The following is a 24,689-nucleotide window of genomic DNA, read 5'->3' as shown; positions in this document are numbered from 1 at the left end:
GGGATGACTCATGCCGTGATGTCGGAGAAGTTCCCGACAAGTCCTGGGCTTGTCCCGTTACGCGGCTTGCAAGGCATCCGCATCGCGAGACGGACGGCGAATTTTCCGGTCGCAGGGCGGTTGGCCCGCAGAAGGTCCGGCCCTGATGTACCGGCCTGTTGGGGTTCGGGGATCACCCGTTATCTGATTTTGACATGACTGGCCCCCGAAATGACCAGGTCCGAATGGCAAGATGCCGTCATCACACCTGGTCGTGAACGGACGTGCCACTCAGTGACGCGTGCACGAACCACCACGATCACCAAGATGCGCCGCTGTCCGGACAGTTCGGACAGTGCTCTGCGCACCCTCGTCTGCCGGAGGACCCCATGACCGCACGCACCCCCCGCCGCACGGCCGCCCGCTCCCGGATAGCCGCGGTGGGCGTACTCGCGGTCGCCGGAGCCCTGGTTCTGACCGGCTGCGGCGACCAGACCAATGCCGGCGAGAAAAAGAGCGGCGGTCCGTCCAAGAGCGGAAACGCGCTGTTCGCCAAGCTCCCCAAGGAAATCCAGGACAAGGGCACGCTGGAGGTCGGCACCAACGCCGAGTACGCCCCGATGGAGTCCAAGGAGGGCGACAAGATCGTCGGTATCGACCCGGACCTCGCCGCCGAGATCGGCAAGAAGCTGGGCGTCGAGGTGAAGTTCACCGACGCGAAGTTCGACACTCTCATCACCGGTGTCAACGCGGGCCGCTACGACCTGGCCATTTCCTCCATCACGGACACCAAGGCCCGCCAGGAGGGCCTGGACGACAAGGGCAAGAAGCTCGGCAAGGGCGTCGACTTCGTCGACTACTTCGTCGCGGGCACGGCCGTGTACGTCAAGAAGGGCAATTCGGCGGGCATCAAGTCCTTCGACGACCTCTGCGGCAAGCCGGTCGCGGTGCAGATGGGCACCACGTACGAGACGGCTCTGAAGGACCTGTCGAAGAAGTGCACCGACGGCGGCAAGAAGGCCGTCGACATCAAGTCCTTCGAGAACGACACGGAGGCGCAGACGCGGGTGCGGACCGGCGGTGTGGTCGCCGGTGTCAACGACTTCCCGGTGGCGGTCGACCTGGCCCGGAAGGCGGGTGGCGGCAACCAGTTCGAGGTCGTCGGCGAGCAGTTCGAGGCGGGCCCCTTCGGTATCGCCGTCGACAAGAAGAACACGCAGCTGCGCGACGCCGTCAAGGAGGCCGTCGACGCGATCATCAAGGACGGCTCCTACAAGAAGGTGCTGGAGAAGTGGGGCGCGACGACCGGCGCGATCGACGCCGCCGCGGTCAACAGCGGCAAGTGACCTCCCGTACGCCCCTTGAGCACATCGGGCGGCCCGCTCGTGTCCTGAGCACGTCGCCCACCTCTTGAGCACCTCCGAAGGGCAGTCGTCATGACTGAGAAGTTGAGCAAGGAGCCTGCGGACACACCTCCCGCAGAAGAGCCGTCGGGAACGACGACGGTGATCCCGGCGTCGCCCGTCGGCGAGGTCATCAAGGCCATTCCGGTACGGCACTACGGGCGCTGGGTCAGCGGTGTGATCGTGATCGCGCTGCTGCTCCTGATCGGGTACTCGTTCTCGCAGGGCGACATCCAGTGGAACGCGATCCCCGCCAAGATCTTCGACGACAGCGTCGTGGCGGGCGCCGGGCGCACTCTGCTGGTGAGCGTGCTTGCCATGGTGCTGGGCGTCGTGCTCGGCATCGTGCTGGCCGTGATGCGGCTCTCGAAGAACCCGGTGACCAGCGGCGTCGCCTGGCTCTACATCTGGTTCTTCCGCGGTACGCCGGTCTACCTCCAGCTGCTGCTGTGGTTCAACCTGGCGCTGATCTTCCCCTACCTCGATCTCGGTCCGCTGTACAAGGACGAGATGACGGACGTGATGACCCCGTTCCTGTGCGCTCTGCTGGGCCTCGGGCTCAACGAGGCCGCGTACATGGCGGAGATCTGCCGGGCGGGCCTGCTGGCCGTCGACGAGGGCCAGACCGAGGCGTCGCAGGCACTCGGCATGAGCCAGGGCAAGACGCTGCGGCGCATCGTGATCCCGCAGGCGATGCGGGTGATCGTGCCGCCGACCGGCAACGAGTTCATCAACATGCTGAAGACGTCGGCACTGGTGTACGCGGTGACGTACAACGAGCTGCTGCGCTCCACCTCGGCGATCGGTTCCACGTCGTACGCCGTGATGGAGATGCTGTTCGTCGCGGCGATCTGGTACCTGGTGATGACGAGCGTGTTCAGCGTCTTCCAGTTCTACCTGGAGCGGCGGTACGCGCGTGGCTCGCTGCGTTCCCTGCCGGACACCCCGTTGCAGAAGATCAAGGCGAACCTGCTGGGTCTCAGCGGTGACAGGAGTGTCCGATGAGCGTCATGGTGCAGGCCGAGAACGTCTACAAGTCGTTCGGTCACGTAGAGGTCCTCAAGGGAATCAACCTGGAGGTCGCCACCGGTGAGGTGTTCTGCCTCGTCGGCCCGTCCGGCTCCGGCAAGTCCACCTTCCTGCGGTGCATCAACCACCTGGAGAAGGTCAACGCGGGCCGCCTGTCGGTCGACGGGCAGCTGGTCGGCTACCGGCAGAAGGGCGACAAGCTGTACGAACTCAAGGACAGCGAGGTCGCACGCCAGCGCCGCGAAATCGGCATGGTCTTCCAGCGCTTCAACCTCTTTCCGCACATGACGGCGCTGGAGAACGTCATGGAGGCGCCCGTCCAGGTCAAGGGCGAGTCGAAGGCGACCGCGCGGGAGCGGGCCGTGAAGCTGCTCGACCGGGTCGGCCTCGGCGACAAGGCGGGCAACTACCCCACCCAGCTCTCCGGCGGCCAGCAGCAGCGCGTCGCCATCGCCCGCGCGCTGGCGATGGAGCCCAAGCTGATGCTCTTCGACGAGCCGACCTCCGCACTCGACCCGGAGCTGGTCGGCGACGTCCTGGACGTCATGCGCGGGCTCGCCGAGGACGGCATGACGATGATCGTCGTCACGCACGAGATGGGCTTCGCCCGGGAGGTCGGCGACTCGCTGGTCTTCATGGACGAGGGCGTGGTCGTCGAATCCGGCCACCCGCGCGACGTCCTGACGAACCCTCAGCACGACCGGACGAAGTCGTTCCTGTCCAAGGTGCTGTAAGTCGTCCACAGGCGTACGAGCGAGGGGGCGGTACGGATGACCCGTACCGCCCCCTTGTGCGTCCGCACACCAAAGTCCTTATACCGGCTGCTACTTGACGGCGAGCACCATCGCGTCCGAGGGCGAGGACCACACCGCCCGCGCCTCCGCGAACCCGGCCGCGCGGAGCGTCGACGCGTGCCACTCCAGGGACGGGGTCTCGCCGTCCGCGTGCTCGCCGAAGATCGCGAAACGTTCGGCGGTCGGGGCGGCCAACACCCGGTCGGCTGCGGCCACTTCCCACCACTGGGCCCAGTCCAGCACGCCCTCCTCAGCCCTCGCGCGCTCCATGCCCGCGTGCCGCAGAGCCCGCTCGGCCGCGTTGATGCGAGGCGTGGTGGGGTCCTTCATCCGGTCGGCGTTCATGAACACGCCGCCCTCGCGCACGAGTTCGCCGACCTGGCCGTAGAGCGTGGCCAGCGGGCCGAGCCGCAGCCAGTGCAGGGCGGTCGCGGTGAGTACGGCGTCGTAGCTGTCGTACGGGAGCTTGGCGCACCACTCGGGGTCGGTGAGGTCCGCCGTCACGAACCGGGCGCGTGCCTCCCCCTCGAAGTAGCCCCGGGCGATCGTCAGCAGCGCGGGGTCGAGGTCCACCCCCGTACTGGTCGCCTTCGGGAACCGCTTGAGCAGCCTGTCCGTGATACTTCCCGTACCGCACGCGAGGTCCAGCACCCGGGCCTCGGGCCCGACGACGGCTTCCACCATGTCGAGCATGACCCGGAACCGCTCCTCGCGGTCGGGCATGTACCACTCCTGCTGGCGGTCCCAGCCGGCCTGCCAGCCGCTCCAGTCCGCCCCGCCCGTCCCATCCGTACCGTCGACCATGGAAACCACCCGCTCCCGTAATACCCTAGTCCCAGAAACGCCTATTACCCAGACGCACGCATCAGACTAGATTGCCCCGGTAAGGACTACAAGTGGAACTGGCCTATTACGCAGATTACGCCGTGCGCCTGGTGAACACCGAGGAACCGGTCCGCAACAAGGACTCGCTCACCTCGGTCGAGGCGGTCCGCGACCTCTTCCGCGGCAGCCAGCAGGCCGCCCGCCGGGCGACCGACGCGGACGTGACCCGCTTCCGTTCCGTACGGACCCGGCTGCGCGCGATCTTCGAGGCAGCCGACTCCGGCGACGAGACCCTGGCCGTGGACCTGCTCAACTCCCTGCTCCTGGAATTCCCCGTCAGCCCGCAGATCTCCGGCCACGAGGCCCGCAAGGACGACGGCAGACCGGACTGGCACATGCACCTCGCCGAGCACCCGTCGAACGTGACCGCCGGTTACGCCGCCACCGCCTCCATGGGTCTCGCCTACCACCTCACCGAACACGGCGCCGACCGCCTGGGCCTGTGCCAGGCCCCCCCGTGCCGCAACGCCTACCTCGACACCTCCACCAACCGCTCCCGCCGCTACTGCTCCGACCGGTGCGCCACCCGCGCCAACGTCGCCGCCTACCGCGCCCGCAAACGCCTGGAGACCGAACGGTCCGCCGGCACCGGCCGCACCGCCGAGAACGCCCAGGACATCACCGCCCCCACCGACCGCTGACGCCCCGCCTGCAGGGGCCGGTAGCGCGCCCGCACGCGCCCCAGGACCATCGACGGCGGCACGGGCCCGAACGACCGCGAGTCGACGACCTCGTCGTCCGGGTTGTCGCCGAGCACCCACCAGCCTCCTTCCCGCCTGTCCACCACCCGCTTGATGATCAGCAGGTCCTGCTGCAGCGGGTGGCGCATCACCACCACGTCACCCGGCCGGACCTCCGCCCCGTAATGCACCAGCACCTGATCCCGGTGCAGCAGCGTCGGCACCATCGACAGCCCCGAGACCTCGGCGAGCCCCAACGGAGCCTGCACGTCCGGCCCACGCTCCCGCAGTTCCCGCTCCCGTTCCCGCTCGCGCCCTTCCTCCCGCTCGCTGCGCGAGGGCCCCTCCGGACCGCTCCGCGCACGCCCGTCGTCCCTCATTCCGACACCTCCCGGTTCCGCACCGCACCAGCCCCCGGGTCCCAGTCTCACCCCGGACTTTTGACGTAAGCCCCTGGGGGCACTCGCGAAAAGGCCTTCCTCAGGGAGTAATCTCGCCCTTGAGAAGACGATCACGAGGAAGGATGCGATTCCATGCTCTCCCGCCTGTTCGCCCCCAAGGTCAAGGTCAGCGCCCACTGCGACCTGCCCTGCGGCGTGTACGACCCCGCCCAGGCCCGTATCGAGGCCGAGTCGGTCAAGGCCGTCCAGGAGAAGATGCAGGCCAACGACGACGCGCACTTCCAGGCGCGCGCCGTGGTCATCAAGGAGCAGCGCGCGGAGCTCGCCAAGCACCACGTCTCGGTGCTGTGGAGCGACTACTTCAAGCCCCCGCACTTCGAGAAGTACCCGCAGCTGCACCAGCTCGTCAACGACGCCCTGAAGGCCCTCTCGGCCGCCAAGGCGTCGACGGACCCGAAGACCGGCGAGAAGGCCCTTGAGCTGATCGCCGAGATCGACCGCATCTTCTGGGAGACGAAGAAGGCCTGACGCCTTCGCCGTTCCAGCGATGCGTGAGGTGCGGCGTTTTCGCCGTCCAGCACGTATGCGGAAGGGGCTCGACCGGTTCGCCGGTCGGGCCCCTTGGTGTTTTTGCCGACCCGCTGCGAAGCTCCCGGCCAAGGTGCTTGGGCCGCGCCCCCGCGTCTGCCTGACCTGCGGCGACAGGGCCGGAACGGGGCCCGGACTTGGACCGTTCCGGCATGCGCCATAGGTTTGCCGACGACAGGAGCCCGGGACCCCGACAGCCGCCCGGCCGAACACAGCCGGATGCGCAGGTGGAAACCATGGTGGAGTCAGTCGTACGGAACGCGGGCCGCCGTACGGAGCGAATACCGTCGCCCCGCGGCCCGGAGAACCCCGGTGCTCGCCTGCGTACCGTGCTGCGGCAGCGGCTTCCCGGGCCGCGCGTCCTGGCCTGGTCGCTGACCGCACTCTTCTTCGTCCTCTATTCCACGGTGGCGGTCCTGCGCAACGGGCGCATGCTCAACGCGGGATTCGACCTGGGGATATTCGAGCAGGCCATTGCCGCCTACGCGCGGGGACAGGCCCCGATCGTCGAGCTGAAGGGGCCCGGGTTCAATCTTCTCGGGGACCACTTCCATCCGATTCTGGTGCTCGTCGCCCCCTTCTACCGTCTCTTTCCGAGCGGTGTCACGCTTCTCGTGGTGCAGTCCGCGTTGCTGGCGCTGGCGTGTTGGCCGGTGACCCGGTGGGCGCACCGTGCGGTCGGGCCGGTTGCCGCACTGGTGGCGGGGTGCGGGGTCGGGGCGTCGTGGGGCATTGTCTCGGCGGCGGCCAAGGACTTCCACGAAATAGCCTTTGCCGTACCGCTGCTGGCTTTCAGCGCGGTGGCGCTGGGACAGCGTCGGTGGTGGGCCGGGGCGTTGTGGGCGACGCCGTTGCTGCTGGTGAAGGAGGATCTGGGGCTGACGCTCGCCGCCGTCGGGGCGTACATCGCCTGGCAGGCGTGGCGGGAGCCCCGCGCGGCGGGGGGACGGGCGGATCCGGGACCGAGATCGCGTATGCGGCTCGGTGTTTCCGTCGTGCTGCTCGGTGTCGTCGGCACGGCGGTGGAAATCCTCGTACTGCTTCCCGCGATGAATCCCGACGGCGGATTCGCCTATTGGGGACAGATACCGGGCGACGAGGCTTCGCCGTCCGGGAATGTGATCGGCCTCGCGCTCGGGGTTTTCTGGCCGCCGATGAAATGGCTGCTGCTGTTGATGCTGGCGGCTCCGGTCGCCTTCGTCGGCGTACGGTCTCCGCTGCTGCTGCTCTGTCTGCCGACGCTGGGGTGGCGGTTCGTCGCCGGCAACGAGCATTACTGGACGCCTGGCTTCCACTACAGCGCGATTCTGATGCCGGTGCTGTTCGCGGGCTTCGTGGACGTGCTGAGCCGCCGGAGGGATCTGCTTCCGGGGGTCCGGCGGCGGCGCGCGCTCGGCTTCTCCGCGGCCTTCACGGCGGCCACGGCGGCGGTGTACCCGCTGCACGATCTGGTACTGCCGTCGGCCTGGCGCACACCCGAGCGGGTCGTGATCGCGCGGGAGATCCTCGACCGGATACCGGACGGCGACACCGTCGCGTCCTCCAACCGTCTCGCGCCGATGCTCACCTCCCGTACGACCGTGAGCCTGGTCTGTTACGGGACCGGGCCCGACCCCGCGGTCCCCACCGGCCTGCCGGCGAACCCGCCGCGCTGGGTGGTGTCCGACAGTGCCGACCCGACCGTCAAGGTTCCCTGCCCCAGGGAACGGACGGAACGCATGCTCCGGCTCTACCGCGAACACGGCTACGTGCAGGTGACGGAACGGGACGGGATCACGCTGCTGCGCAGGCCGTGAGGCGAGCGGGGGCACGGGGTCGCGTCGCGGGCCCTGCGGCACGCGGCGGCACCCAACGGCCCGACGTACGACGCCTTCCGCGTACGGCGACGACGCGGGTACGGACCCCGGGGCGCGTCCCGCCCGCTAGGACCCGTACCGTCCGGCTATCCGCGCCGCTGTCAGCCCCACCAGCGCGCACGACGCGGCGACCGTGAAGGCGTCCTGCCAGGCCATGCCCATCGCCTGGTGCTGGAACAGCGCCATCAGCTGCACCAGCACCGCCAGCACCATCAGCAACCTCAAACTGTTCGCGTTCATGCCACGCGGTTACCCCTGCGTCCGCAAGATCAACGAATGGAAAGTTTCTCCGCCCCGTACGCATGACCCGCGCACGCCCGGGCACTCGACCGTGCGAGGGCCCCGCCACGTTCCCCCGTCGTGGCGGGGCCCCTTTTGTGTGCGGCACCGCGGCGGGCCGGATCGGGGTCGGGCGGATCGGACCGGGGGGGGCGGACGTTGTGCCGGTCGGGCACCGGGCGGGGCGGGCGTCGGGCGGGTCAGGCGTCCACCAGCGGGCTCCCCGTCCGGGTCAGCCATTCCCGGTAGCCCGCCGAGCGCAGGGCCGCGTCCCGGTAGGCGGCCTCCAGATCGGCGTACAGGAGCGGGAGTTCGGCGAGACCGGGGCGGCCGGCGAGGAGCAGGCGAACGCCCAGGGGGTCGCCGCGGAGCGGACGGATGGCCATGTCGTCGCGGGGGCCCGAGGTGGGCTGGCAGGGGGCCACGGCTTCGCCGATGACGATGAGGGAGGACGCCGTGAGGTAGTCCCCGTAGAGGAGGGGCGGGTTGAGGCCCGCGGCCGCAAGCACCCGTCGCAGGCCGTCGCGTTCGCCGTCGACGCTGGGGTCGACCATCCAGCGGTCGGCGGCCAGGTCGGCGAGGTCGACGACGGGGGCGGAGGCCGCCGGATGGTCCACGGCCAGGGACACGAACTGGGGCTCCCGGTCGAGGAGTACGCGGACCTCAAGACCGGGCGGCACACGCAGCGGGAAGCCTTCCACCTCGTGCACGAACGCGACATCCAGCGTGCCCGAGGCCACCCGTCGCAGCAGGGCGTGGGCGGAGACGTCGACGTGGAGCGTGGTCTGCGCGTCCGGACTGCGTAGCCGGAGCCTGCGCAGCCAGCCCGCGACGACCCGGCTGGCGGTGGAACCGATGTGCAGGGCGGGTCCGCTGGAGGCGGCCAGGACGGCTTCGGCGCGGGTTTCACTGATGAGAGTGCTCATGCCGTCGACCAGCGGCCGGGCGCGGGCGAGGAGGGACTGGCCGAGGGGGGTGGGGCGGCAGCCGGTGCGGCGACGGGAGAAGAGTTCGGCGCCGAGCGAGTTCTCGATGCGGCGCAATTGCGTGGTGAGGGACGGCTGGCTCATCCCCAGCGTGCGGGCGGCCTTGTGCAGGCTGCCCGCGTCCGCGATCGCGCACAGTGCACGAAGGTGTCTCACTTCGAGCTCCATGGGGGTGAGGGTAGGGCTGGGCCCGGGAGCGCACCAGATGCGCCAAGTCGAGTGCGGGGGCAAGTGGCCGGAAAGCGGCGGCGGCAGGGAGCTGGACCGGGGGATGTCATGGCGCTATCACCGGGTGACATCATCCGCAGCGCGCCTCCGCTCCCCCACACTCTCCCCAGTCCCACTCACACTGTTCCATCCCCCGCCCGGCCACCCACCGGGTACACGGACCAGCAGGGAGACCCCCCACCATGCGTTTTTCCCGTACCCCTCGCGCCCTTCTCGCCACCGCTCTCGGGCTCGGCGTCGCCACCGTCGGCGCCGTTCCCGTGGCGAACGCCTCCTCGGCCAACGCCACTGCCCCTGCGGTGAGTTCGTACGTCTCGTACGAGCAGTCGAAGGAGAACGCCTCCGCCACCAAGGCCTTCCAGCAGGCCGTCTGGAAAGAGGTCGCCAAGCAGCGGGCCGCCAACCCGGGCATCCAGGTCGTCACCGTGCGCTACAACGCGTCCAGTGCGCCGAGCTTCCGCACCCAGATAGCCCGCTCCACGCAGATCTGGAACAGCTCGGTCAGCAACGTGAAGCTCCAGGAGAGCACTTCGGGCGCCAGCTTCAGTTACCGCGAGGGCAACGACTCGCGCGGCTCGTACGCCAGCACTGACGGGCACGGGCGCGGTTTCATCTTCCTCGACTACCGGCAGAACCAGATCTACAACTCCACCCGCGTCACCTCGCACGAGACCGGTCACGTGCTCGGCCTCCCGGACCGCTACTCCGGCCCGTGCAGTGAGCTGATGTCGGGCGGCGGGCCCGGCCCGTCCTGCACGAACGCCGTCCCGGACTCCCGGGAGCGCGCCCGCGTCAACCAGCTGTGGGCGAACGGCTTCAACGCGGCGGTGGCGGCCACCCGCTGATCCACGCCCCGTCCGCCTCACGGCCCTCCGTCGCGTCTCGTGCGACGGAGGGCCGCTGCCGTGGCGCGCATCGGTAGCCGTCGCGCAGGGACACGGCGTACGGGCGGGGCGCTTCAGGCCGTGGACGCCGGCGCCTGGGGTGGCCGAAAATCGCCCTGCACATGAATGAGTTCGGTCCGCGGCGGCGGAAACGCGCCGCGGTGGCCGAGCCCGGCGGCCGGGCGCAGCTCGAAGTCCGGACAGCGGTGCGTTTCCTGTACGGGGCCCGAGTTGAGGTCCCACACGCCGAGCACGTCGGCCCCGGCCGTACGGTACGACTCCTTGGCCTCGCGGAAACAGGCCAGCGAGCCGAAGAAGCCGACCGCCGTCGTCGGGGCGTAGTCGGAGAAGGCGCACGAGAGGCAGGACTTGAGATAGGCGCCGGGCGGGAGTTGCCGCTGGATCTCGGCGAGGGCGCCGGCGAAGTCGTTCTCCGCGTGCCCGGACGCGTACAGCGCCCCGTCGAAGTGCAGGGCGAGCCCGAGGTGGAGGCGGTCCAGACCCGGGCTTCCGGAGTCGGACACCGGTACCGGCCGCCCCAGGGTGAGCAGGCAGCGCAGGACCGCGCGGTGCACGACTCCCGCGTCGTACACCGGCATCGGTATGTCCCACTCCAGTACGCAGCCGCACAGCGCCCCCTGCGGCGCGAGCGTGAACCCGGGGCCTTCCGGCGGCACTTGGGAGTCCGGGTACAGACCGGTGAAGTCCTCGCCGGTGAAGTCGCATCCCCTGATGCGGGCGTGCAGCCGCTGCCCGTCCGTGCTGATGGTGAGGGCTTCGGTGCCCGCACGATCGCGGTACCACCCGACCCATGACTCTGCTGTCATGGGCGGGACTTTAGTGCGTCCGGGGGGCCCGTCGATCATCGAGCGGGGACGGCCGCCGGGTACGCCCGGCGGCCGTCCGGGAACGGGTCACCGGACCTTGCGGTACATCGTGACCACCGCACCGTTGTCGAAGCTCCGGCAGGAGGTCAACTCGTAGCCGCGCAGGGCGAATCCGGCGGAAGCCATGGGCAGTCCCGAGCCGAGCAGCACGGGGTACGTCTTGATGACCAGTTCGTCGATCTCGTCGATGAGCTGTCCGGCGACCTCGCTGCCGCCGCAGAGGTAGATGTCCAGCGGGCTGCCCTCCGCCTTCAGCTTCCGGACCTGCCCGACGACGTCGTCGCCGATCAGCTCGACCGCGGGGTCGGGGTATGCGGTCAGACTGCGGGAGACGACGTACTGCCGCAGGTGGGCGTAGGGGCTGGTGATGCCCATGTCGTACGCCACCTGGTTGCTCCTGCGGCCCTGGACGACGGTGTCGAAGCGGGTCAGCGGCGCGTCCGCAAGGCCGAGGGCCTCGCGGCCCGCGGTCGGCAGGGTGTCGGGGAACTGGTCGAGCATGAAGCTCTGGAACTCCCCGGACGACATCGGTATGAAGAACGCGCCGTCCCCGGTGTCCGGGTGGCCGATGAAGCCGTCGATGGAGGTGGCGATGTAGTAGATCAGCTTGCGCAAGCGGGTCAGCCCTTCGAACGGGAGTAGGTGAGTACGGCGGTGCCGTTGGCGAAGGTGCGGGTGGCGTCGAGCGAGAAGGTGCGCACGCCGAACTCCGTGGTGAAGACGGGGATGCCGTCGCCGAGCACGACCGGGTAGACCTTCAGGACGAGTTCGTCGATCTCGTCGAGGAGCTGACCGGCGAGCTTCCCACCGCCGGCGAGGTAGATGCCGAGTCCGCCGTCCTCCGCCTTGAGTTCCCGTACCTTCGCGACCACGTCGCCGGAGACCAGCTCGATGTCGGGGGACGGCGGGGGGCCCGCCTCGGCGAGGCTGCGGGAGACCACGTACTGGCGCAGGTGGGCGTACGGGCTGGTGATGCCGAGGTCGAGGGCGGGCTGGTAGGTGGTACGGCCCTGGAGCACGGTGTCGAAGTGCGTGTTCGGCGCGTCGTCGATGCCGAAGTGGCGCCGCAGGTGGGTCGGCACGCAGTCCGGGTAGTCGGCGAGCAGGAAGTCCTTCAGGAACTCCTCGCTGACCGGGTAGTGATCGGCCGAGTGGTCCGGGGCGGCGATGAAGCCGTCGAGGGACATTCCGACGTAGTACGTGAGCTTGCGCAAGCGCGGTCCTCTTCCGTAGGGGTGGGTGGCAGGCCCGGGCGGCACAACCACGACGGCTATAGTGCTTCAGATGTAGTGGTTGGGCAACCCCGGCCGGAAGAAAGTGCGAGAAAGAAGAGATCCCCATGGCCAGGAACCCCGAACGCCGTACCGCCCTGCTCGACGCCGCCATCGAAGTCCTCGCCGCAGAAGGGGCACGCGGGCTCACCTTCCGGGCCGTCGACGCCCGCGCGGGGGTGCCCACCGGCACCGCCTCCAACTACTTCGCCGACCGGGACGCCCTGCTCGCCCAGACGGCGGTCCGCGTCCACGAGCGGATGACCCCGGACATCACGGCGATCACCGGCCTGCTGACCCAGGAGCCGTCCCGGGCCGTGGTCACCGGCCTGATGCACGATCTCGTACGCCGCATGGTCGCCGAGCGCTCCGGCTACCTGGCGATGCTGGAGCTCAAGCTCGAAGCGACCCGCCGTCCGGCCCTGCGCGAGTCGCTGAGCCGGACCGTACGGGACGACCTCGACGCGAACGTCCGCTTCCACCTGGCGACCGGCCTGCCGGGCGACGAGGACACCGTGCGCGTCCTCTACCTGGGCCTGACCGGGCTGCTGATCGAGCACTTCACGCTGCCCGACGTGCTGACCGGAACGCCCGAGGCGCTGGACGCCCTGGTGGAGACGGTGGTGGAGCGCGCCCTGCCGTCCGGCTGACCGGCCCGCCGGCCGACCGACCGGGGCGGAGGACCGAGGTCGGAGGACCGGGGGCGGGAGGACCGGGGGCGGGAGGACCGGGGGCGGAGGACCGGGGGCGGAGGACCGGGGGCGCTGTTCAGCTCTGGGGTTCGCGCCACATCGGGTACATGGCAGGCCCGCCGTACGGGAGGTGCAGCGGCTCCCCGTGGTCGGCGAAGCCGAGCCGCCGGTACAGCTCGCGGCTGCGCGCGCTGCTCGCCTCCAGGTACGCGGCCTTCCCCTCCCGGTCGCAGCGCTCCAGGACCGGCGCCATCAGGGCGCTGCCCAGTCCCTCGCCCTGCCGCTGCGGGTCGACCGCGATCATCCACAGGTACAGGTGCGCGGCGTGGTGCGGGTGGTGCGCGGCGGTCAGGGCCCCGATCAGCTCCACCCGCTCGTTGTCCGGGTCCACGGCCTCCCGCAGCCGCGCGGGCCCGTCGTCCGGATCGGGCTTCCCGGCTGGGGTGGGCAGCCACAGGGCGACGGCCGTACTGTCCTCCGCCAGGTCCACCCAGCCGTGCTCCTGGACGAGGTCGACGAAGGTCGCCATCAGCACCGGGTGCACGCGCCGGCGGTGCTCCTCCCCCGGGAGGATCCAGCAGCTCACCGGATCGTCGTGGAACGCCGCGTCGAGCAGCCGCACCACCAGGTCCCGGTCGTCCTTGGTCGCCCGTCGTACCCGCACGCCCATGTCCGTCTCCGTATCGCCGCGGTACCGCACAACTGTCCTGCGCGATCTTAAAGTTGGCGATGCGGGAACGGCGGTACGGGGGCGGGGCCCGGCGGGGTCCGCCGGGCCCCGCCCCCGCCCTCCGCGCTCAGCGCGTGCGTCGCGTGACGAACTCCGCCAGCGCCAGCAGTTCGTCCGCCGCACCCAGCTCGGGCACCGCGCGCGACAGGTGGTCCACGGCGCGGGCCATCCGGTCGGCGGCCTGGCTCTGGGCCCAGTCCCGGCCGCCCGCTCTCTCCACGGCGTCGGCTGCCCGACGCACCGCGGCAGCGTCCATCGCGGGCGCCCGGTACAGCTCGGCCAGTTCCTCGGCCGCCGGGGTCCCGGAGGCCATCGCCGCCACCACCGGCAGCGACTTCTTGTGCGCGACCAGGTCGGCGCCCACCGGCTTGCCCGTCCGCGCGGGGTCGCCCCAGATGCCGATCAGGTCGTCGATCAGCTGGAAGGCGAGGCCCGCCTCCCGGCCGAACGCGTCCATCGCCTCGACCTCCTCGTCCCCGGCCCCGGCGTACAGCGCGCCCAGTGCGCACGCGCACCCCAGCAGTGCCCCCGTCTTGGCCTCGGCCATGGTGAGGCACTCCTCGATGGTGACGTCCTGCGGCGCCCGGTTCTCGAACGCGCAGTCCGCCTGCTGGCCCGCGCACAGCTCGATCACGCAGGCCGCGAGCCGGGCGGAGGCCTTCGCCGAAGCCGGGTGCGGGTCCTCGGCGAGCACCCGCAGCGCGAGCGCGCACATCGCGTCGCCGGTGATGATCGCGTCGGGGACGCCGAACACCGTCCAGGCCGTGGGCCGGTTCCGGCGGGTCGGGTCCTCGTCGATCACGTCGTCGTGCAGCAGTGAGAAGTTGTGCGCCAACTCGATTGCCGTGGCTGCCCGTTCGGCCTGCCGGGGATCGCCGCCCAGAGCCTGGGTGGCGGCCAGGACGAGCGCGGGACGGATCGCCTTGCCCGCGTTGCCCTCGGCGGATGTGCCGTCAGCCTGCTCCCAGCCGAAGTGGTACCGGGCGATCCTGCGGACCTGCCCCGGCAACGACTCGACCGTTGTCCGGAGCCTGGGGTCGACGGCGGCCCTGGTGCGCGCGAGGAGCCCGGCGGCGCCCTCCATGCCGTCGCCCTTCGGGTCGCCCGTCGTGTGGGTCGTGGTCATGGTCAATGCCAAATCCCTCCGTAGCGGAAGGCGCTGGGCGGGATACGCAGCACGCCGCCCACCGCCCCCTTGCCCCCTACCCCCTCGGGCCGTCCCCTCCTGGTCACCCCGCCCCGGACCCGCGGCCCCCGGCTAGCTCCACCGCCCGATCTCGACGTTCTCCAGCACGCCGAGGGCGTCCGGCACCAGGACCGCGGCCGAGTAGTACGCCGTCACCAGGTAGGAGATGAGAGCCTGTTCGTCGATGCCCATGAAACGGACCGAGAGACTGGGCTCGATCTCGTCCGGCAGTCCGGTCTGGTGCAGGCCGATGACGCCCTGTTCGGCCTCGCCGGTACGCATGCAGATGATCGATGTCGTCCGGGCATCGCTGATCGGAATCTTGTTGCACGGGAAGATCGGCACGCCGCGCCAGGCCGGGATCTTGTTGCCCGCGATGTCGACGCTGTCGGGGACGAGCCCGCGCTTGTTGAACTCCCGGCCGATAGCGGAGATGGCGCGCGGGTGGGCGAGGAAGAACTTGTTACCGCGCCGCCGCGAGAGCAGCTCGTCCAGGTCGTCGGGGCTGGGCACGCCGTCGTGCGGCTGGAGGCGCTGCCCGTAGTCGCAGTTGGCGAGCAGGCCGAACTCCCGGTTGTTGACCAGCTCGTCCTCCTGGCGCTCGCGCAGCGCCTCGACGGTCAGCCTGAGCTGCTGCTCGGTCTGGTTCATCGGCTTGTTGTAGAGGTCGGCGACCCGGGTGTGGACCTTCAGCACCGTCTGCGCGACGGAGAGTTCGTATTCGCGCGGCGCGGCTTCGTAGTCCACGAACGTGTGCGGTACGAGGGCTTCGCCGACGTGGCCGGCGGAGAGGTCGATGGGCGCCTCGCCGTACCTGTTGGTGCGCTGGCGGGGCAGCTCGGCGGCGTGCCTGAGGTGGTCGCGCAGCGAGTCCGACCGGTCGGCGAGCGTGAGCACATCGTTCCTGGCCAGGGTCAGGACGGTGCACGCGGTCGCCGCCTTCGCCGTGTAGCTCCAGTCGGCGTCGTCCTCGACGAGTGCCTGGTCGCCGAAGTACGAGCCGTCCGCGAGGGTGCCGAGCACCTGCTCCTCGCCGTACGGGCCGGCGCTGAGCTTCTCGACCCGGCCGTGCGCCAGCAGGTGGACGGTGTCCGCGCTGTCGCCCTGGCTGACGATGACGTCCCCGGCGGCGAACTCGCGCTGCTGGCAGCGCTGCGCCAGTTCCCGGAGGGCGTCGTCGTCCTCGTACGTCCGCAGCGCGGGCAGTTCGCGCAGCTCGCCCGGGATGACGGTGACCTCGCCGCCGGTCTGCACGAAGGTGATGCGGCCGTCACCGACGGAGTAGCTCAGCCTCCGGTTGACCCGGTACGTACCGCCCTGGACCTGCACCCAGGGGAGCATGCGCAGCAGCCACCGGGAGGTGATCTCCTGCATCTGCGGGGCGGACTTGGTGGTGGTCGCCAGGTTCCGCGCGGCGGCCGTACCGAGACTCTGCTGCGGCGGCGCCTGCTGTTCGCGGACCTCGGGACCTGCCTCGACCGACATCTGTCTCCCTCTTCGGTTCTTCTTGATATCGCGCTCGTGGAGCACTGCTTCAGGCTGTGCCTGACCTGCAGAGGAAGCCTTTCAGCACGGGGAGTCGCGGCGCCATTACACAAAAGAGTGTGACTAGATCACCGCGGAGGGGGGAACCCCGCGCGACCGCATTGACAGACCGTGCATGTGCGGCTCGCTGCGAGTCGGCTCCGCCACGACGACCGCCCCGCAGGGACTGTTTCCGGTCACATCGCGTTCCCGGGCCTGACGCCCCGAGCGCTCCCCTCACACGTCGTGACGTACGACTCGCCCCGGCGCCGGGCCCTTGGGGTCTTTGCCCGTACTTGCGGCCGGCCACCGCCCGAGGGCGTCGGTGGCTGTCCGGATCGGCTCGCACGGCGTGCGAGAGAGGTATCGGCGGAAGTCCTGGTTCCGGTACAAGCGGTACACGCAGTTCCGGACGAGGAGACAGCAGCCATGGCCAATCCGCTCTCCGCCGACACCTTCCTGAGAGCCCTCCGCAACGAAGGGGTGTCCGTCGTGGAAGTGGGCAACTGGCGCACCCACAACCGCCACGGCCACGGGCCCTGGGGTCCCGTGCACGGCGTGATGATCCATCACACCGTCACCAGGGGCACCAGCAGTACCGTCCGCATCTGCCGCGACGGCTACTCCACCCTCCCCGGGCCGCTCTGCCACGGCGTCGTCGCCAAGGACGGCAAGGTCCACCTCGTCGGCTACGGGCGGGCCAACCACGCCGGTCGCGGCGACGACGACGTCCTGCGCGCCGTCATCGCCGAGAAGCGTCTCCCGCCCGACAACGAGGCGAACACGGACGGCAACCGGTACTTCTACGGCTTCGAGTGCGAGAACCTCGGCGACGGCCGCGACCCCTGGCCGCACGTCCAGCTCGCGGCCATCGAGCGGGTCTCCGCCGCCCTCTGCCGCGCCCACTCCTGGACCGAGCGCTCCGTCATCGGCCACCTCGAATGGCAGCCGGGCAAGGTGGACCCGCGCGGCTTCACGATGGACTGGATGCGGGGCAGGGTGCGCGACAGGCTGAAGTAGGGACGGGAAGGGCCGGGAACCCGCGACGCACCGCGATTTTCGCAACGCCCGGGACCGGACGCCCGGCGCCCCGGCGCCCGCGACGGGCCCCGGCGCGACTCCAGGGCCGGACGCCACGTACCCGCGACGTGCCGCCGGGCGCGACAATTGCCGGATGCCCCCCGCGTCCCACGACCCGCGCGACCCCCATGGCCCGCACGGCCCGCACGGCCCGCACGATGCAGGCGACGTGCACGAGGTGCGCGACCTGCGCCCGCAGTTGCCGTCTCCCCTGGTCCCCGTCCGGGACGACCGCTTCGAGCGGCACGGGGTGCGGCTCCTCGTCAAACGGGACGACCTGATCCACCCCGACCTCTCCGGCAACAAGTGGCGCAAGCTCGCACCCAACCTCCGCGCCGCCGCCGGCCGCCCCGTGCTCACCTTCGGCGGGGCCTACTCCAACCACCTGCGCGCCACCGCCGCCGCGGGCCGCCTGCTCGGCTTCCCGACCGTCGGCGTCGTCCGCGGCGACGAACTGGCCGGCCACCCGCTCAACCCCTCCCTCGCGCAGTGCGCGGCCGACGGCATGCACCTGCACTTCGTGTCCCGCACGGACTACCGCCGCCGCGCCGACCCCGACCACCTGGCCGCGCTGCTCCCCACCACGCCCTTCCCCGATGCGTACGTCGTCCCCGAGGGCGGCAGCAACGCGCTCGCCGCCCAGGGCTGCGCGGAACTCGGCCGGGAGCTGCGGGGCGCGGCGGACGTGGTGGGCGTGGCCTGCGGCACGGGCGGCACGCTGGCCGGACTGGCGGCGGGCCTCGGCCCCGGGCAGCGCGCGCTCGGCGTGCCGGTCCTGAAGGGCGGCTTCCTGGAGGCGGAGGTCCGGGCCCTCCAGACGTCGGCCTTCGGCGCCCCGACCAATTCCTGGACACTCGCGGACGGCTTCCACTTCGGGGGTTACGCCCGTACCCCACCCGAACTCCACACCTTCGCCCAGGACTTCGAGGAGCGGCACGGGATGGAGGTGGAGCGGCTGTACGTGGCGAAGCTGCTGTACGGGCTGCTGACGCTGACGCAACGGGGAGAGTTCGCGCCGGGGACGCGGCTGGTGGCGGTGGTCACGGGGCGCCCGTGAGGTAGCGCAGCCCAAGCGGGGAGCCGGTGGCCCGGAGTGACGGAACAGTGGGCAAGGGGACGGCACGGCACCAGCAGCACGGCTCCGTCCATTCCGTACCCGCCGGCCCGAGCAGTACAGCGCCGGCTACTCCGCCTCCCGCCACCCCGCCGCCTCCTCCAGATCCAGGCGTCGCAGGAGCACCCTCATCAGTTCGTCGTCGATGCGGCGCGCGTCGCGCAGTTCCACGAAGACCGCGCGTTCCACGTCGATGACCTCGCGCGCCATCCGGCGGTACGTCGCGTCCGCCGACTCGCCGGTGGTCTCGTTGACCGTTCCCAGCCGCTCCCACACCGCGTTCCGCCGCCGCTCCAGTACGGCGCGCAGCCGGTCGGCCAGGGGGCCGGGCAGGGCGTTCCGTTCGTCCGCCAGTAGTTCCGCCAGCCGTGCCTCCGCCGCCGCGGACGCCTCGCTCTGGGCCTGCGCCTCCTGGAGCGTGGCCCGGTGGGTGTCCCGCTTCGGCAGTTCGAGCGCGCGGATCAGCGGGGCCAGCGTCAGGCCCTGGACGCCCAGGGTGCCGATCACGGTCGTGAAGGTGAGGAAGAGGATCAGGTCGCGTCCCGGGAACGGTTTCCCGTCCGCCACCACCGGAATCGAGAAGGCGATGGCGAGCGACACCACGCCGCGCATCCCCGCCCACCCGACGATCAACGGGCTCTTCCAGTCGACGTCCGCCTCCCGGGTCCTGATCCGCCGCGAGAGCCGGCGCGGCACACTCGTCGCCGGGAACACCCACACGAACCGCACCGCGACCACCAGGACGAACACCACGACCGCGTACCGGACCAGTTCGCCGCCGCCGTACTCCCCCAGCCCGCGCAGCACCACCGGGAGCTGCAGCCCGATCAGCGTGAAGACGACCGACTCCAGCACGAAGGAGACCATCTTCCAGACGGCTTCCTCCTGGAGCCGCGTCGCGAAGTCCACCTTCCACGAACGGTGCCCGAGGAACAGCGCCACGACGACCACGGCCAGCACACCGGACGCGTGCACGTGTTCGGCCGTCGCATACGCAACAAACGGAATGAGCAGCGACAGGGTGTTCTGCAGGATCGGTTCCCGCAGCCGCGTCCGCAGCCAGTGCAGCGGCAGCGTCAGCAGCAGCCCGACGCCCACGCCGCCCACGGCTGCGACCAGGAACTCCCGTACCCCCGTGCCCCAGCTCGCGCCGATCCCGACGGCCGCGCCGAGGGCCACCTTGTAGGCGGTGATCGCCGTGGCGTCGTTGACCAGCGACTCCCCCTGGAGGATCGCGGTGATACGCGGCGGCAGCCCGAGCTTGCGAGCGATGGCGGTCGCCGCCACCGCGTCCGGCGGCGCGATCACCGCGCCGAGCACCAGTGCCGAGGCCAACGGCAGCGCCGGCACCAGCAGGCTCACCAGCCAGCCGACCGTCACGGTCGCGAACAGCACGTAACCCACGGAGAGGAGGGCCACCGGCCGCAGGTTCGCCCTCAGGTCCAGGTACGAGCTCTCCAGCGCGGCGGTGTGCAGCAGGGGCGGCAGCAGCAGCGGCAGCACGATGTGCGGGTCGAGCGTGAAGTCCGGCACCCCGGGCACGAACGACGCCGCGATGCCCACCGCGACGAGCAGCAGCGGCGCCGGCACCGGGGTCCGCCGGGCCAGGCCGGCCACGGCGGCGCTCACGGCGACCAGGGCCAGCAGAGGTGTCGCGTCCATCGGTTCTCGTCCCGTCCGGTCGGCGGCCACGCACGCGGGCCGGCTGCGCGCGTACGCTGGCAATCATGAAGGACTGTCCGCACGTCGAGGAACTGCCGCACCCGCAGCCCGACCCGCTGAGCGACACCTGCCTCGAATGCCTGGCCGCCGGCACGCACCCCGTCCAGCTGCGCATCTGTCTCGGCTGCGGGCACGTCGGCTGCTGCGACTCGTCGCCCGGCCGGCACGCGACCCGGCACTTCGGCGACACCGGACACCCGGTGATGCGCAGCTTCGAGCCGGGCGAGAGCTGGCGCTGGTGCTTCGCCGACGGCGCGATCGTCTGAACGGGCGGGAGCGCGCGGGGTACGGGGGCCGGTTCCGGCTCCGCGGCGAAGCGGTTCGGACGGGCGGCCCCGGGGTACGTCAACCCCTCACCGGTACCGCCCAATTGGGCTCCGCACACCTCTAGCCACTTTCCGTGCCCACATGCCTACCATGAGTGACAATTCGCCGGACAGGGGGTCTGGCGACACGGAACGGCGGATCGCGATAGCGTCACCGGCGATAGACGTATCAGACGTACCGCTTGTGCCACCTTGGAGGTGAGGGTGTCCCCTATCGCAGGCGAGCCCGGGAACCAGGACTTCGTGGAGGTCCGGCTGCCCGCTGCGGGTGCCTACCTGTCGGTGCTGCGTACGGCCACGGCCGGCCTCGCAGCGCGTTTGGACTTCACCCTCGACGAGATCGAGGACTTGCGCATCGCGGTGGACGAGGCCTGCGCGATCCTGCTCCAGCAGGCCGTGCCCGGCTCCGTCCTCAGCTGTGTGTTCCGGCTCGTGGACGACTCACTGGAAGTGACCGTCACGGCCCCCACCACGGACGGCCGCGCCCCCGAGCGCGACACGTTCGCGTGGACGGTGCTCTCCGCACTCGCCGGCAAGGTCGACGCGACCGTGGCCGACGACCGTACGGTCAGCATCAGCCTCTACAAACAGCGCGGCGCGGGACCCGGTCCGGCGTGAGCGGGGACGGGCCGGTGCGGGGCGACGAGCGCAGCTCGCGGGCGCTGGACGGGATTCCTGAACAGCAGGCCCGTCCGTACCCGGTGGACGGGCGTGCCGTGGCGTACGAGGCTGCGCAGAGGGCCGGTGCGGTCGCGTCCGCCCCGGCGAAAGCCGCGGCGGGCACGGGCGCGGCGGGCAGGGCTCAGGTGCAGCAGGCAGCGGAGCGGGCGGCGGACCAGATGAGCGACGAGAAGGATGTGCGCCCCGAGGCGCACGAGGTGCAGGGGGCGCTTGAGACGCCCGAGGCGCACGAGAAGCACGAGGTGCCCCAGACGCCGGAAGCACACGAGGTGCACAAGGAGCGCGACGAACAGGAGCTCCCGCCCAATCCGCGGGACCGCAGCGGTGCGCGGGCGCTGTTCATCCAGCTCCGCGAGCTGCCCGACGGCTCGACCGAGAAGGCCGAGCTGCGCAACCGGCTCGTGCGGATGCACCTCCCGCTGGTCGAGCACCTGGCGCGGCGCTTCCGCAACCGCGGGGAGCCGCTGGACGACCTGACCCAGGTCGCCACGATCGGCCTGATCAAGTCGGTGGACCGGTTCGACCCCGAGCGCGGCGTCGAGTTCTCCACGTACGCGACCCCCACCGTCGTGGGCGAGATCAAACGGCACTTCCGCGACAAGGGCTGGGCGGTACGGGTCCCGCGCCGCCTCCAGGAACTGCGGCTGTCCCTGACCTCGGCGACCGCCGAGCTCTCCCAGCAGCACGGACGGTCGCCGACCGTGCACGAGCTGGCGGAGCGGCTGGCGATCTCCGAGGAGGAGGTGCTGGAGGGCCTGGAGTCCGCCAACGCGTACTCCACGCTCTCCCTGGACGTCCCCGACACGGACGACGAGTCCCCGGCGGTCGCGGACACCCTCGGCTCCGAGGACGTGGCGCTGGAGGGCGTCGAGTACCGCGAGTCCCTCAAGCCGCTGCTGGAGGACCTTCCGCCGCGGGAGAAGCGGATCCTGCTCCTGCGCTTCTTCGGGAACATGACCCAGTCGCAGATCGCGCAGGAGGTCGGCATCTCGCAGATGCACGTCTCCCGCCTGCTGGCCCGCACGCTGGCCCAGCTCCGGGAGAAGCTGCTGGTGGAGGAGTAACCCGTACCGGCTGCGGCCGTACAGGACGGGGCTCGCGTCGGGCGCTCAGACGCCGCGCGGGCCCCTCTTGATGCCCAGCGCGTCCACCACCGCCGGGTTCAGCAGCAGCACCATCGAGACGACGGCCACGGCGGCGAGCGCGATGCCGCCGGGGATCGAGAAGCCGCCGTCGGTGGTCAGCAGGGTGTACGCCACGGGCAGCGCCATCAGCTGCGTGATCACCGCGGGCCCCCGGCTCCAGCTCCGCCGCAGCCGCAGCCCGTTCGCCGCCACCAGCGGCAGCACGCCCAGCGCGATCAGGGTGACCCCGCCCATCTCCGCCTGCTCCGGCCGGTCGGGGCTGCCCAGCAACCCCATCACCAGCAGGTAGAGCCCCAGGGCGACGAGCGCCGCGCCCTCCGCCGCCACCAGGGCGGCGGCGACTCCCAGCCGCGCGGGCCGCGGCTTCGCGGGATGCGGCACCGCTGGCACCTCGTCCAGCGGATCAGGCTTGGATTGCGGCTTCCGGCCACGCTTCTCACTCACCCCCGCACCCTAACCTCCCACCCACTCAAGCCCCCCGGACGACCCAGCCCCCAGTAGCCCCCTTGGGCGGCGGGGCCGCCCCCGCCCCCGGGGGCGGAACGGGCGGGCAAGGGGGCGGCCCCCACCGGACGGTGCCCCACGCCCCGCCCCGCCGCGCCACCCCACGTACGCCCACCCCGCAAGGCCCCGCCACCACCCACCCCCCGCCTCCCCCCCGGAGGGACCCGCACCTGCCCCCGTCCACAAACCCCCACCCAGGTAACCTTCCCCGCATGCGCGCACTCCTCGTGGTCAACCCAGCCGCCACCACCACCAGTGCCCGCACCAGGGACGTCCTCCTGCACGCCCTCGCCAGCGAGATGAAGCTGGAGACGGTCACCACCGAGTACCGCGGCCACGCCCGCGACCTCGGCCGGCGCGCCGCCGACAACTCCGACACCCTCGACCTCGTCGTCGCCCTGGGCGGCGACGGCACCGTGAACGAGGTCGTGAACGGCCTCCTGCACTACGGCCCCGATCTCGACCGCCTCCCGCGCCTCGCCGTCGTTCCCGGCGGCTCCACCAACGTCTTCGCCCGCGCCCTCGGTCTGCCCAACGACGCCGTCGAGGCGACCGGCGCCCTTCTGGACGCTCTGCGTACCGGAAGCGAACGTACGGTGAGCCTCGGCCGCACAAAGGGCGTACCCGGTACGGAGGACGAAGCCGTTCCGGAGCGCTGGTTCACCTTCTGCGCCGGCCTCGGATTCGACGCGGGTGTCATCGGCCGGGTCGAACAGCAGCGGGAGCGCGGGAAGCGGTCGACGCACGCCCTGTACCTGCGCCAGGTGGTACGCCAGTTCCTGGACGAGCCGCACCGCAGACGCGGCGTGATCAGTCTGGAGCGCGCCGGCGAGGACCCGGTGACCGACCTCGTCCTGTCGATAGTCTGCAACACCTCTCCGTGGACCTACCTGGGCAATCGCCCCTTGTACGCGTCCCCCGAGGCGTCCTTCGACACCGCGCTCGACGTGCTCGGCCTGAGCCGGCTCTCCACCCCCGCGGTGACCCGGTACGCCACCCAGCTCCTCACCTCGTCACCGGAGCGCGGGCCACACGGTAAGCACGCAGTCACCCTGCACGACCTCACGGACTTCACCTTGCATTCCAAGGTTCCACTGCCCCTTCAAATGGACGGTGACCACCTGGGGCTGCGTACCAGCGTGGCGTTCACAGGCGTTCGCCGTGCACTGCGTGTGATTGTGTGAGTGGAAGGGCCCAAAGTCCTTTATCTCGAACGTACGGACTGGACTCCACCCCTTAGAAGTACGGCTGTGAGCTAGCCGACACCGAGGAATCAAAAAAAACTTCTCGGAAGGGGTTGTATCCGCCGTCGAGGTTTGCGAGTCTCTTCATGGCGATCGGGACGGCCCGCAACACCGGCCTCCCTGAAAACCGGAATCCCTCCTCACACACAGGACCACAACCAGTCTCGACTGGAAGTCGGCCCTTCCCTCGTGAGGGGATTCGTGAAAGCGTTCACATTCACAAGCAATGTGTGTGACATCGAGATCATTCAAGGAGAGGTAGCAGCCATGGACTGGCGTCACAACGCCGTTTGTCGTGAGGAAGACCCGGAGCTGTTCTTCCCCATCGGCAACACCGGTCCTGCGCTGCTGCAGATCGAGGAAGCCAAGGCCGTCTGCCGCCGCTGCCCCGTCATGGAGCAGTGCCTGCAGTGGGCGCTCGAGTCCGGCCAGGACTCGGGTGTCTGGGGTGGCCTCAGCGAGGACGAGCGCCGCGCAATGAAGCGCCGCGCCGCCCGCAACCGGGCGCGCAACGCGACCGCCTGACCCACCCCTGCTTCGAGCCTCGGCTCGGCGGCGCATACAGCGCGTATGCAGTCACCGCCCCCGAAA

Annotated in this window: 27 protein-coding genes; 15 read left to right on the top strand and 12 right to left on the bottom strand. The window is 70.6% G+C overall.

All coding sequences use genetic code 11. The annotated features are described in order from the left end of the window. Positions 1-368: 368 nt before the first annotated feature. From HNQ79_RS19810 to HNQ79_RS19800, 3 genes are all read left to right on the top strand, one after another. The gene (locus HNQ79_RS19810) at positions 369-1,325 is read left to right on the top strand and encodes an ABC transporter substrate-binding protein (RefSeq protein WP_185032908.1); all 957 of its coding nucleotides are present in this window, start codon (positions 369-371) and stop codon (positions 1,323-1,325) included. A 90-nt stretch (positions 1,326-1,415) separates the two neighbouring features. Then, positions 1,416-2,387 (top strand): amino acid ABC transporter permease, encoded by a 972-nt coding sequence (locus tag HNQ79_RS19805; RefSeq protein ID WP_185032906.1) that lies wholly within the window; start codon positions 1,416-1,418, stop codon positions 2,385-2,387. Next, the gene (locus HNQ79_RS19800; protein WP_308437368.1) at positions 2,384-3,145 is read left to right on the top strand and encodes an amino acid ABC transporter ATP-binding protein; all 762 of its coding nucleotides are present in this window, start codon (positions 2,384-2,386) and stop codon (positions 3,143-3,145) included. Before HNQ79_RS19805 ends, HNQ79_RS19800 begins: the two co-directional genes overlap by 4 nt. A 90-nt stretch (positions 3,146-3,235) precedes the next feature. Here HNQ79_RS19800 and HNQ79_RS19795 read toward each other — a convergent pair whose 3' ends face one another. After that, positions 3,236-4,009 carry a class I SAM-dependent methyltransferase gene (locus HNQ79_RS19795; RefSeq protein ID WP_185032904.1) on the bottom strand — a complete coding sequence of 258 codons (774 nt, stop codon included), beginning with the start codon at positions 4,007-4,009 and terminating at the stop codon, positions 3,236-3,238. A gap of 92 nt (positions 4,010-4,101) precedes the next feature. On the opposite strand from HNQ79_RS19795, the gene HNQ79_RS19790 reads away from it, so the two are divergent. Beyond that, positions 4,102-4,731: a CGNR zinc finger domain-containing protein gene (locus HNQ79_RS19790; RefSeq protein WP_185032902.1), complete on the top strand. Its 630-nt coding sequence runs from the start codon at positions 4,102-4,104 to the stop codon at positions 4,729-4,731. On the opposite strand, the gene sodX is transcribed toward HNQ79_RS19790, so the two are convergent. Further along, entirely contained in the window at positions 4,635-5,150 is a 516-nt protein-coding gene (gene sodX / locus HNQ79_RS19785; RefSeq protein ID WP_185032900.1) for a nickel-type superoxide dismutase maturation protease, read from the bottom strand. The genes HNQ79_RS19790 and sodX overlap by 97 nt on opposite strands. A 153-nt stretch (positions 5,151-5,303) precedes the next feature. On the opposite strand from sodX, the gene sodN reads away from it, so the two are divergent. Then, complete coding sequence (gene sodN, locus HNQ79_RS19780) at positions 5,304-5,699, top strand: superoxide dismutase, Ni (RefSeq protein WP_185032898.1); 396 nt, start codon at positions 5,304-5,306, stop codon at positions 5,697-5,699. A 296-nt stretch (positions 5,700-5,995) separates the two neighbouring features. After that, on the top strand, positions 5,996-7,555 hold the full coding sequence (locus tag HNQ79_RS19775) for a DUF2079 domain-containing protein (protein ID WP_185032896.1): 1,560 nt from the start codon (positions 5,996-5,998) through the stop codon (positions 7,553-7,555). 126 nt (positions 7,556-7,681) lie between these two features. Here HNQ79_RS19775 and HNQ79_RS19770 read toward each other — a convergent pair whose 3' ends face one another. Both HNQ79_RS19770 and HNQ79_RS19765 read right to left on the bottom strand, forming a co-directional pair. Then, positions 7,682-7,855, bottom strand: coding sequence for a hypothetical protein (locus tag HNQ79_RS19770; RefSeq protein ID WP_185032894.1), 174 nt, complete (start codon positions 7,853-7,855; stop codon positions 7,682-7,684). A gap of 239 nt (positions 7,856-8,094) precedes the next feature. Next, positions 8,095-9,048 (bottom strand): LysR family transcriptional regulator, encoded by a 954-nt coding sequence (locus HNQ79_RS19765; protein WP_185032892.1) that lies wholly within the window; start codon positions 9,046-9,048, stop codon positions 8,095-8,097. A gap of 242 nt (positions 9,049-9,290) precedes the next feature. Here HNQ79_RS19765 and snpA point away from each other — a divergent pair, with 242 nt between their 5' ends. Next, the gene (gene snpA / locus HNQ79_RS19760; protein WP_185032890.1) at positions 9,291-9,953 is read left to right on the top strand and encodes a snapalysin; all 663 of its coding nucleotides are present in this window, start codon (positions 9,291-9,293) and stop codon (positions 9,951-9,953) included. Between the two features lie 113 nt (positions 9,954-10,066). Here the strand turns inward: snpA and HNQ79_RS19755 are convergent, their stop codons facing one another. The 3 genes from HNQ79_RS19755 to HNQ79_RS19745 all read right to left on the bottom strand — a co-directional run bounded on the left by HNQ79_RS19755 (position 10,067) and on the right by HNQ79_RS19745 (position 12,093). Next, entirely contained in the window at positions 10,067-10,819 is a 753-nt protein-coding gene (locus tag HNQ79_RS19755) for a DUF6304 family protein (RefSeq protein WP_221507939.1), read from the bottom strand. An 87-nt stretch (positions 10,820-10,906) separates the two neighbouring features. Then, positions 10,907-11,494, bottom strand: coding sequence for a dihydrofolate reductase family protein (locus tag HNQ79_RS19750; RefSeq protein ID WP_185032888.1), 588 nt, complete (start codon positions 11,492-11,494; stop codon positions 10,907-10,909). 5 nt (positions 11,495-11,499) lie between these two features. Continuing rightward, positions 11,500-12,093 (bottom strand): dihydrofolate reductase family protein, encoded by a 594-nt coding sequence (locus tag HNQ79_RS19745; RefSeq protein WP_185032886.1) that lies wholly within the window; start codon positions 12,091-12,093, stop codon positions 11,500-11,502. A 125-nt stretch (positions 12,094-12,218) separates the two neighbouring features. On the opposite strand from HNQ79_RS19745, the gene HNQ79_RS19740 reads away from it, so the two are divergent. Next, entirely contained in the window at positions 12,219-12,800 is a 582-nt protein-coding gene (locus tag HNQ79_RS19740) for a TetR/AcrR family transcriptional regulator (protein WP_185032884.1), read from the top strand. Between the two features lie 118 nt (positions 12,801-12,918). Here the strand turns inward: HNQ79_RS19740 and HNQ79_RS19735 are convergent, their stop codons facing one another. The 3 genes from HNQ79_RS19735 to HNQ79_RS19725 form a co-directional block, all read right to left on the bottom strand. Beyond that, the gene (locus tag HNQ79_RS19735) at positions 12,919-13,512 is read right to left on the bottom strand and encodes a GNAT family N-acetyltransferase (protein WP_185032882.1); all 594 of its coding nucleotides are present in this window, start codon (positions 13,510-13,512) and stop codon (positions 12,919-12,921) included. Between the two features lie 127 nt (positions 13,513-13,639). After that, positions 13,640-14,698: a family 2 encapsulin nanocompartment cargo protein polyprenyl transferase gene (locus HNQ79_RS19730; protein WP_185032880.1), complete on the bottom strand. Its 1,059-nt coding sequence runs from the start codon at positions 14,696-14,698 to the stop codon at positions 13,640-13,642. Positions 14,699-14,830: 132 nt separating this feature from the next. Beyond that, entirely contained in the window at positions 14,831-16,243 is a 1,413-nt protein-coding gene (locus tag HNQ79_RS19725) for a family 2B encapsulin nanocompartment shell protein (RefSeq protein ID WP_185032878.1), read from the bottom strand. Positions 16,244-16,711: 468 nt separating this feature from the next. On the opposite strand from HNQ79_RS19725, the gene HNQ79_RS19720 reads away from it, so the two are divergent. Both HNQ79_RS19720 and HNQ79_RS19715 read left to right on the top strand, forming a co-directional pair. Continuing rightward, the gene (locus HNQ79_RS19720) at positions 16,712-17,302 is read left to right on the top strand and encodes an N-acetylmuramoyl-L-alanine amidase (protein ID WP_185032875.1); all 591 of its coding nucleotides are present in this window, start codon (positions 16,712-16,714) and stop codon (positions 17,300-17,302) included. 154 nt (positions 17,303-17,456) lie between these two features. After that, entirely contained in the window at positions 17,457-18,419 is a 963-nt protein-coding gene (locus HNQ79_RS19715) for a 1-aminocyclopropane-1-carboxylate deaminase/D-cysteine desulfhydrase (RefSeq protein WP_185032873.1), read from the top strand. Positions 18,420-18,545: 126 nt separating this feature from the next. Here HNQ79_RS19715 and HNQ79_RS19710 read toward each other — a convergent pair whose 3' ends face one another. Then, positions 18,546-20,138 (bottom strand): Na+/H+ antiporter, encoded by a 1,593-nt coding sequence (locus tag HNQ79_RS19710; RefSeq protein WP_185032871.1) that lies wholly within the window; start codon positions 20,136-20,138, stop codon positions 18,546-18,548. A 65-nt stretch (positions 20,139-20,203) separates the two neighbouring features. On the opposite strand from HNQ79_RS19710, the gene HNQ79_RS19705 reads away from it, so the two are divergent. The 3 genes from HNQ79_RS19705 to HNQ79_RS19695 all read left to right on the top strand — a co-directional run bounded on the left by HNQ79_RS19705 (position 20,204) and on the right by HNQ79_RS19695 (position 22,269). After that, positions 20,204-20,464 carry a UBP-type zinc finger domain-containing protein gene (locus tag HNQ79_RS19705; RefSeq protein ID WP_185032870.1) on the top strand — a complete coding sequence of 87 codons (261 nt, stop codon included), beginning with the start codon at positions 20,204-20,206 and terminating at the stop codon, positions 20,462-20,464. A 264-nt stretch (positions 20,465-20,728) separates the two neighbouring features. Next, positions 20,729-21,142, top strand: a complete 414-nt coding sequence (locus HNQ79_RS19700) for an ATP-binding protein (protein ID WP_185032869.1) — start codon at positions 20,729-20,731, stop codon at positions 21,140-21,142. Next, positions 21,139-22,269: an RNA polymerase sigma factor SigF gene (locus HNQ79_RS19695; protein WP_185032868.1), complete on the top strand. Its 1,131-nt coding sequence runs from the start codon at positions 21,139-21,141 to the stop codon at positions 22,267-22,269. Before HNQ79_RS19700 ends, HNQ79_RS19695 begins: the two co-directional genes overlap by 4 nt. A gap of 45 nt (positions 22,270-22,314) precedes the next feature. On the opposite strand, the gene HNQ79_RS19690 is transcribed toward HNQ79_RS19695, so the two are convergent. Further along, a complete protein-coding gene (locus HNQ79_RS19690) occupies positions 22,315-22,794 on the bottom strand; it encodes a hypothetical protein (RefSeq protein WP_373312626.1) in 480 nt (159 codons plus the stop codon). A gap of 272 nt (positions 22,795-23,066) precedes the next feature. Between HNQ79_RS19690 and HNQ79_RS19685 the strand changes: the two genes are divergently transcribed. Both HNQ79_RS19685 and HNQ79_RS19680 read left to right on the top strand, forming a co-directional pair. Then, a complete protein-coding gene (locus HNQ79_RS19685) occupies positions 23,067-24,038 on the top strand; it encodes a diacylglycerol/lipid kinase family protein (RefSeq protein WP_185032867.1) in 972 nt (323 codons plus the stop codon). 327 nt (positions 24,039-24,365) lie between these two features. Next, complete coding sequence (locus HNQ79_RS19680) at positions 24,366-24,623, top strand: WhiB family transcriptional regulator (RefSeq protein ID WP_004937597.1); 258 nt, start codon at positions 24,366-24,368, stop codon at positions 24,621-24,623. Positions 24,624-24,689: the final 66 nt, after the last annotated feature.

It is taken from the genome of Streptomyces candidus, assembly GCF_014207445.1.
In the GTDB taxonomy this organism is placed as follows: Bacteria; Actinomycetota; Actinomycetes; order Streptomycetales; family Streptomycetaceae; genus Streptomyces; species Streptomyces candidus.
This window is presented reverse-complemented; position numbering and strand designations above follow the sequence as displayed.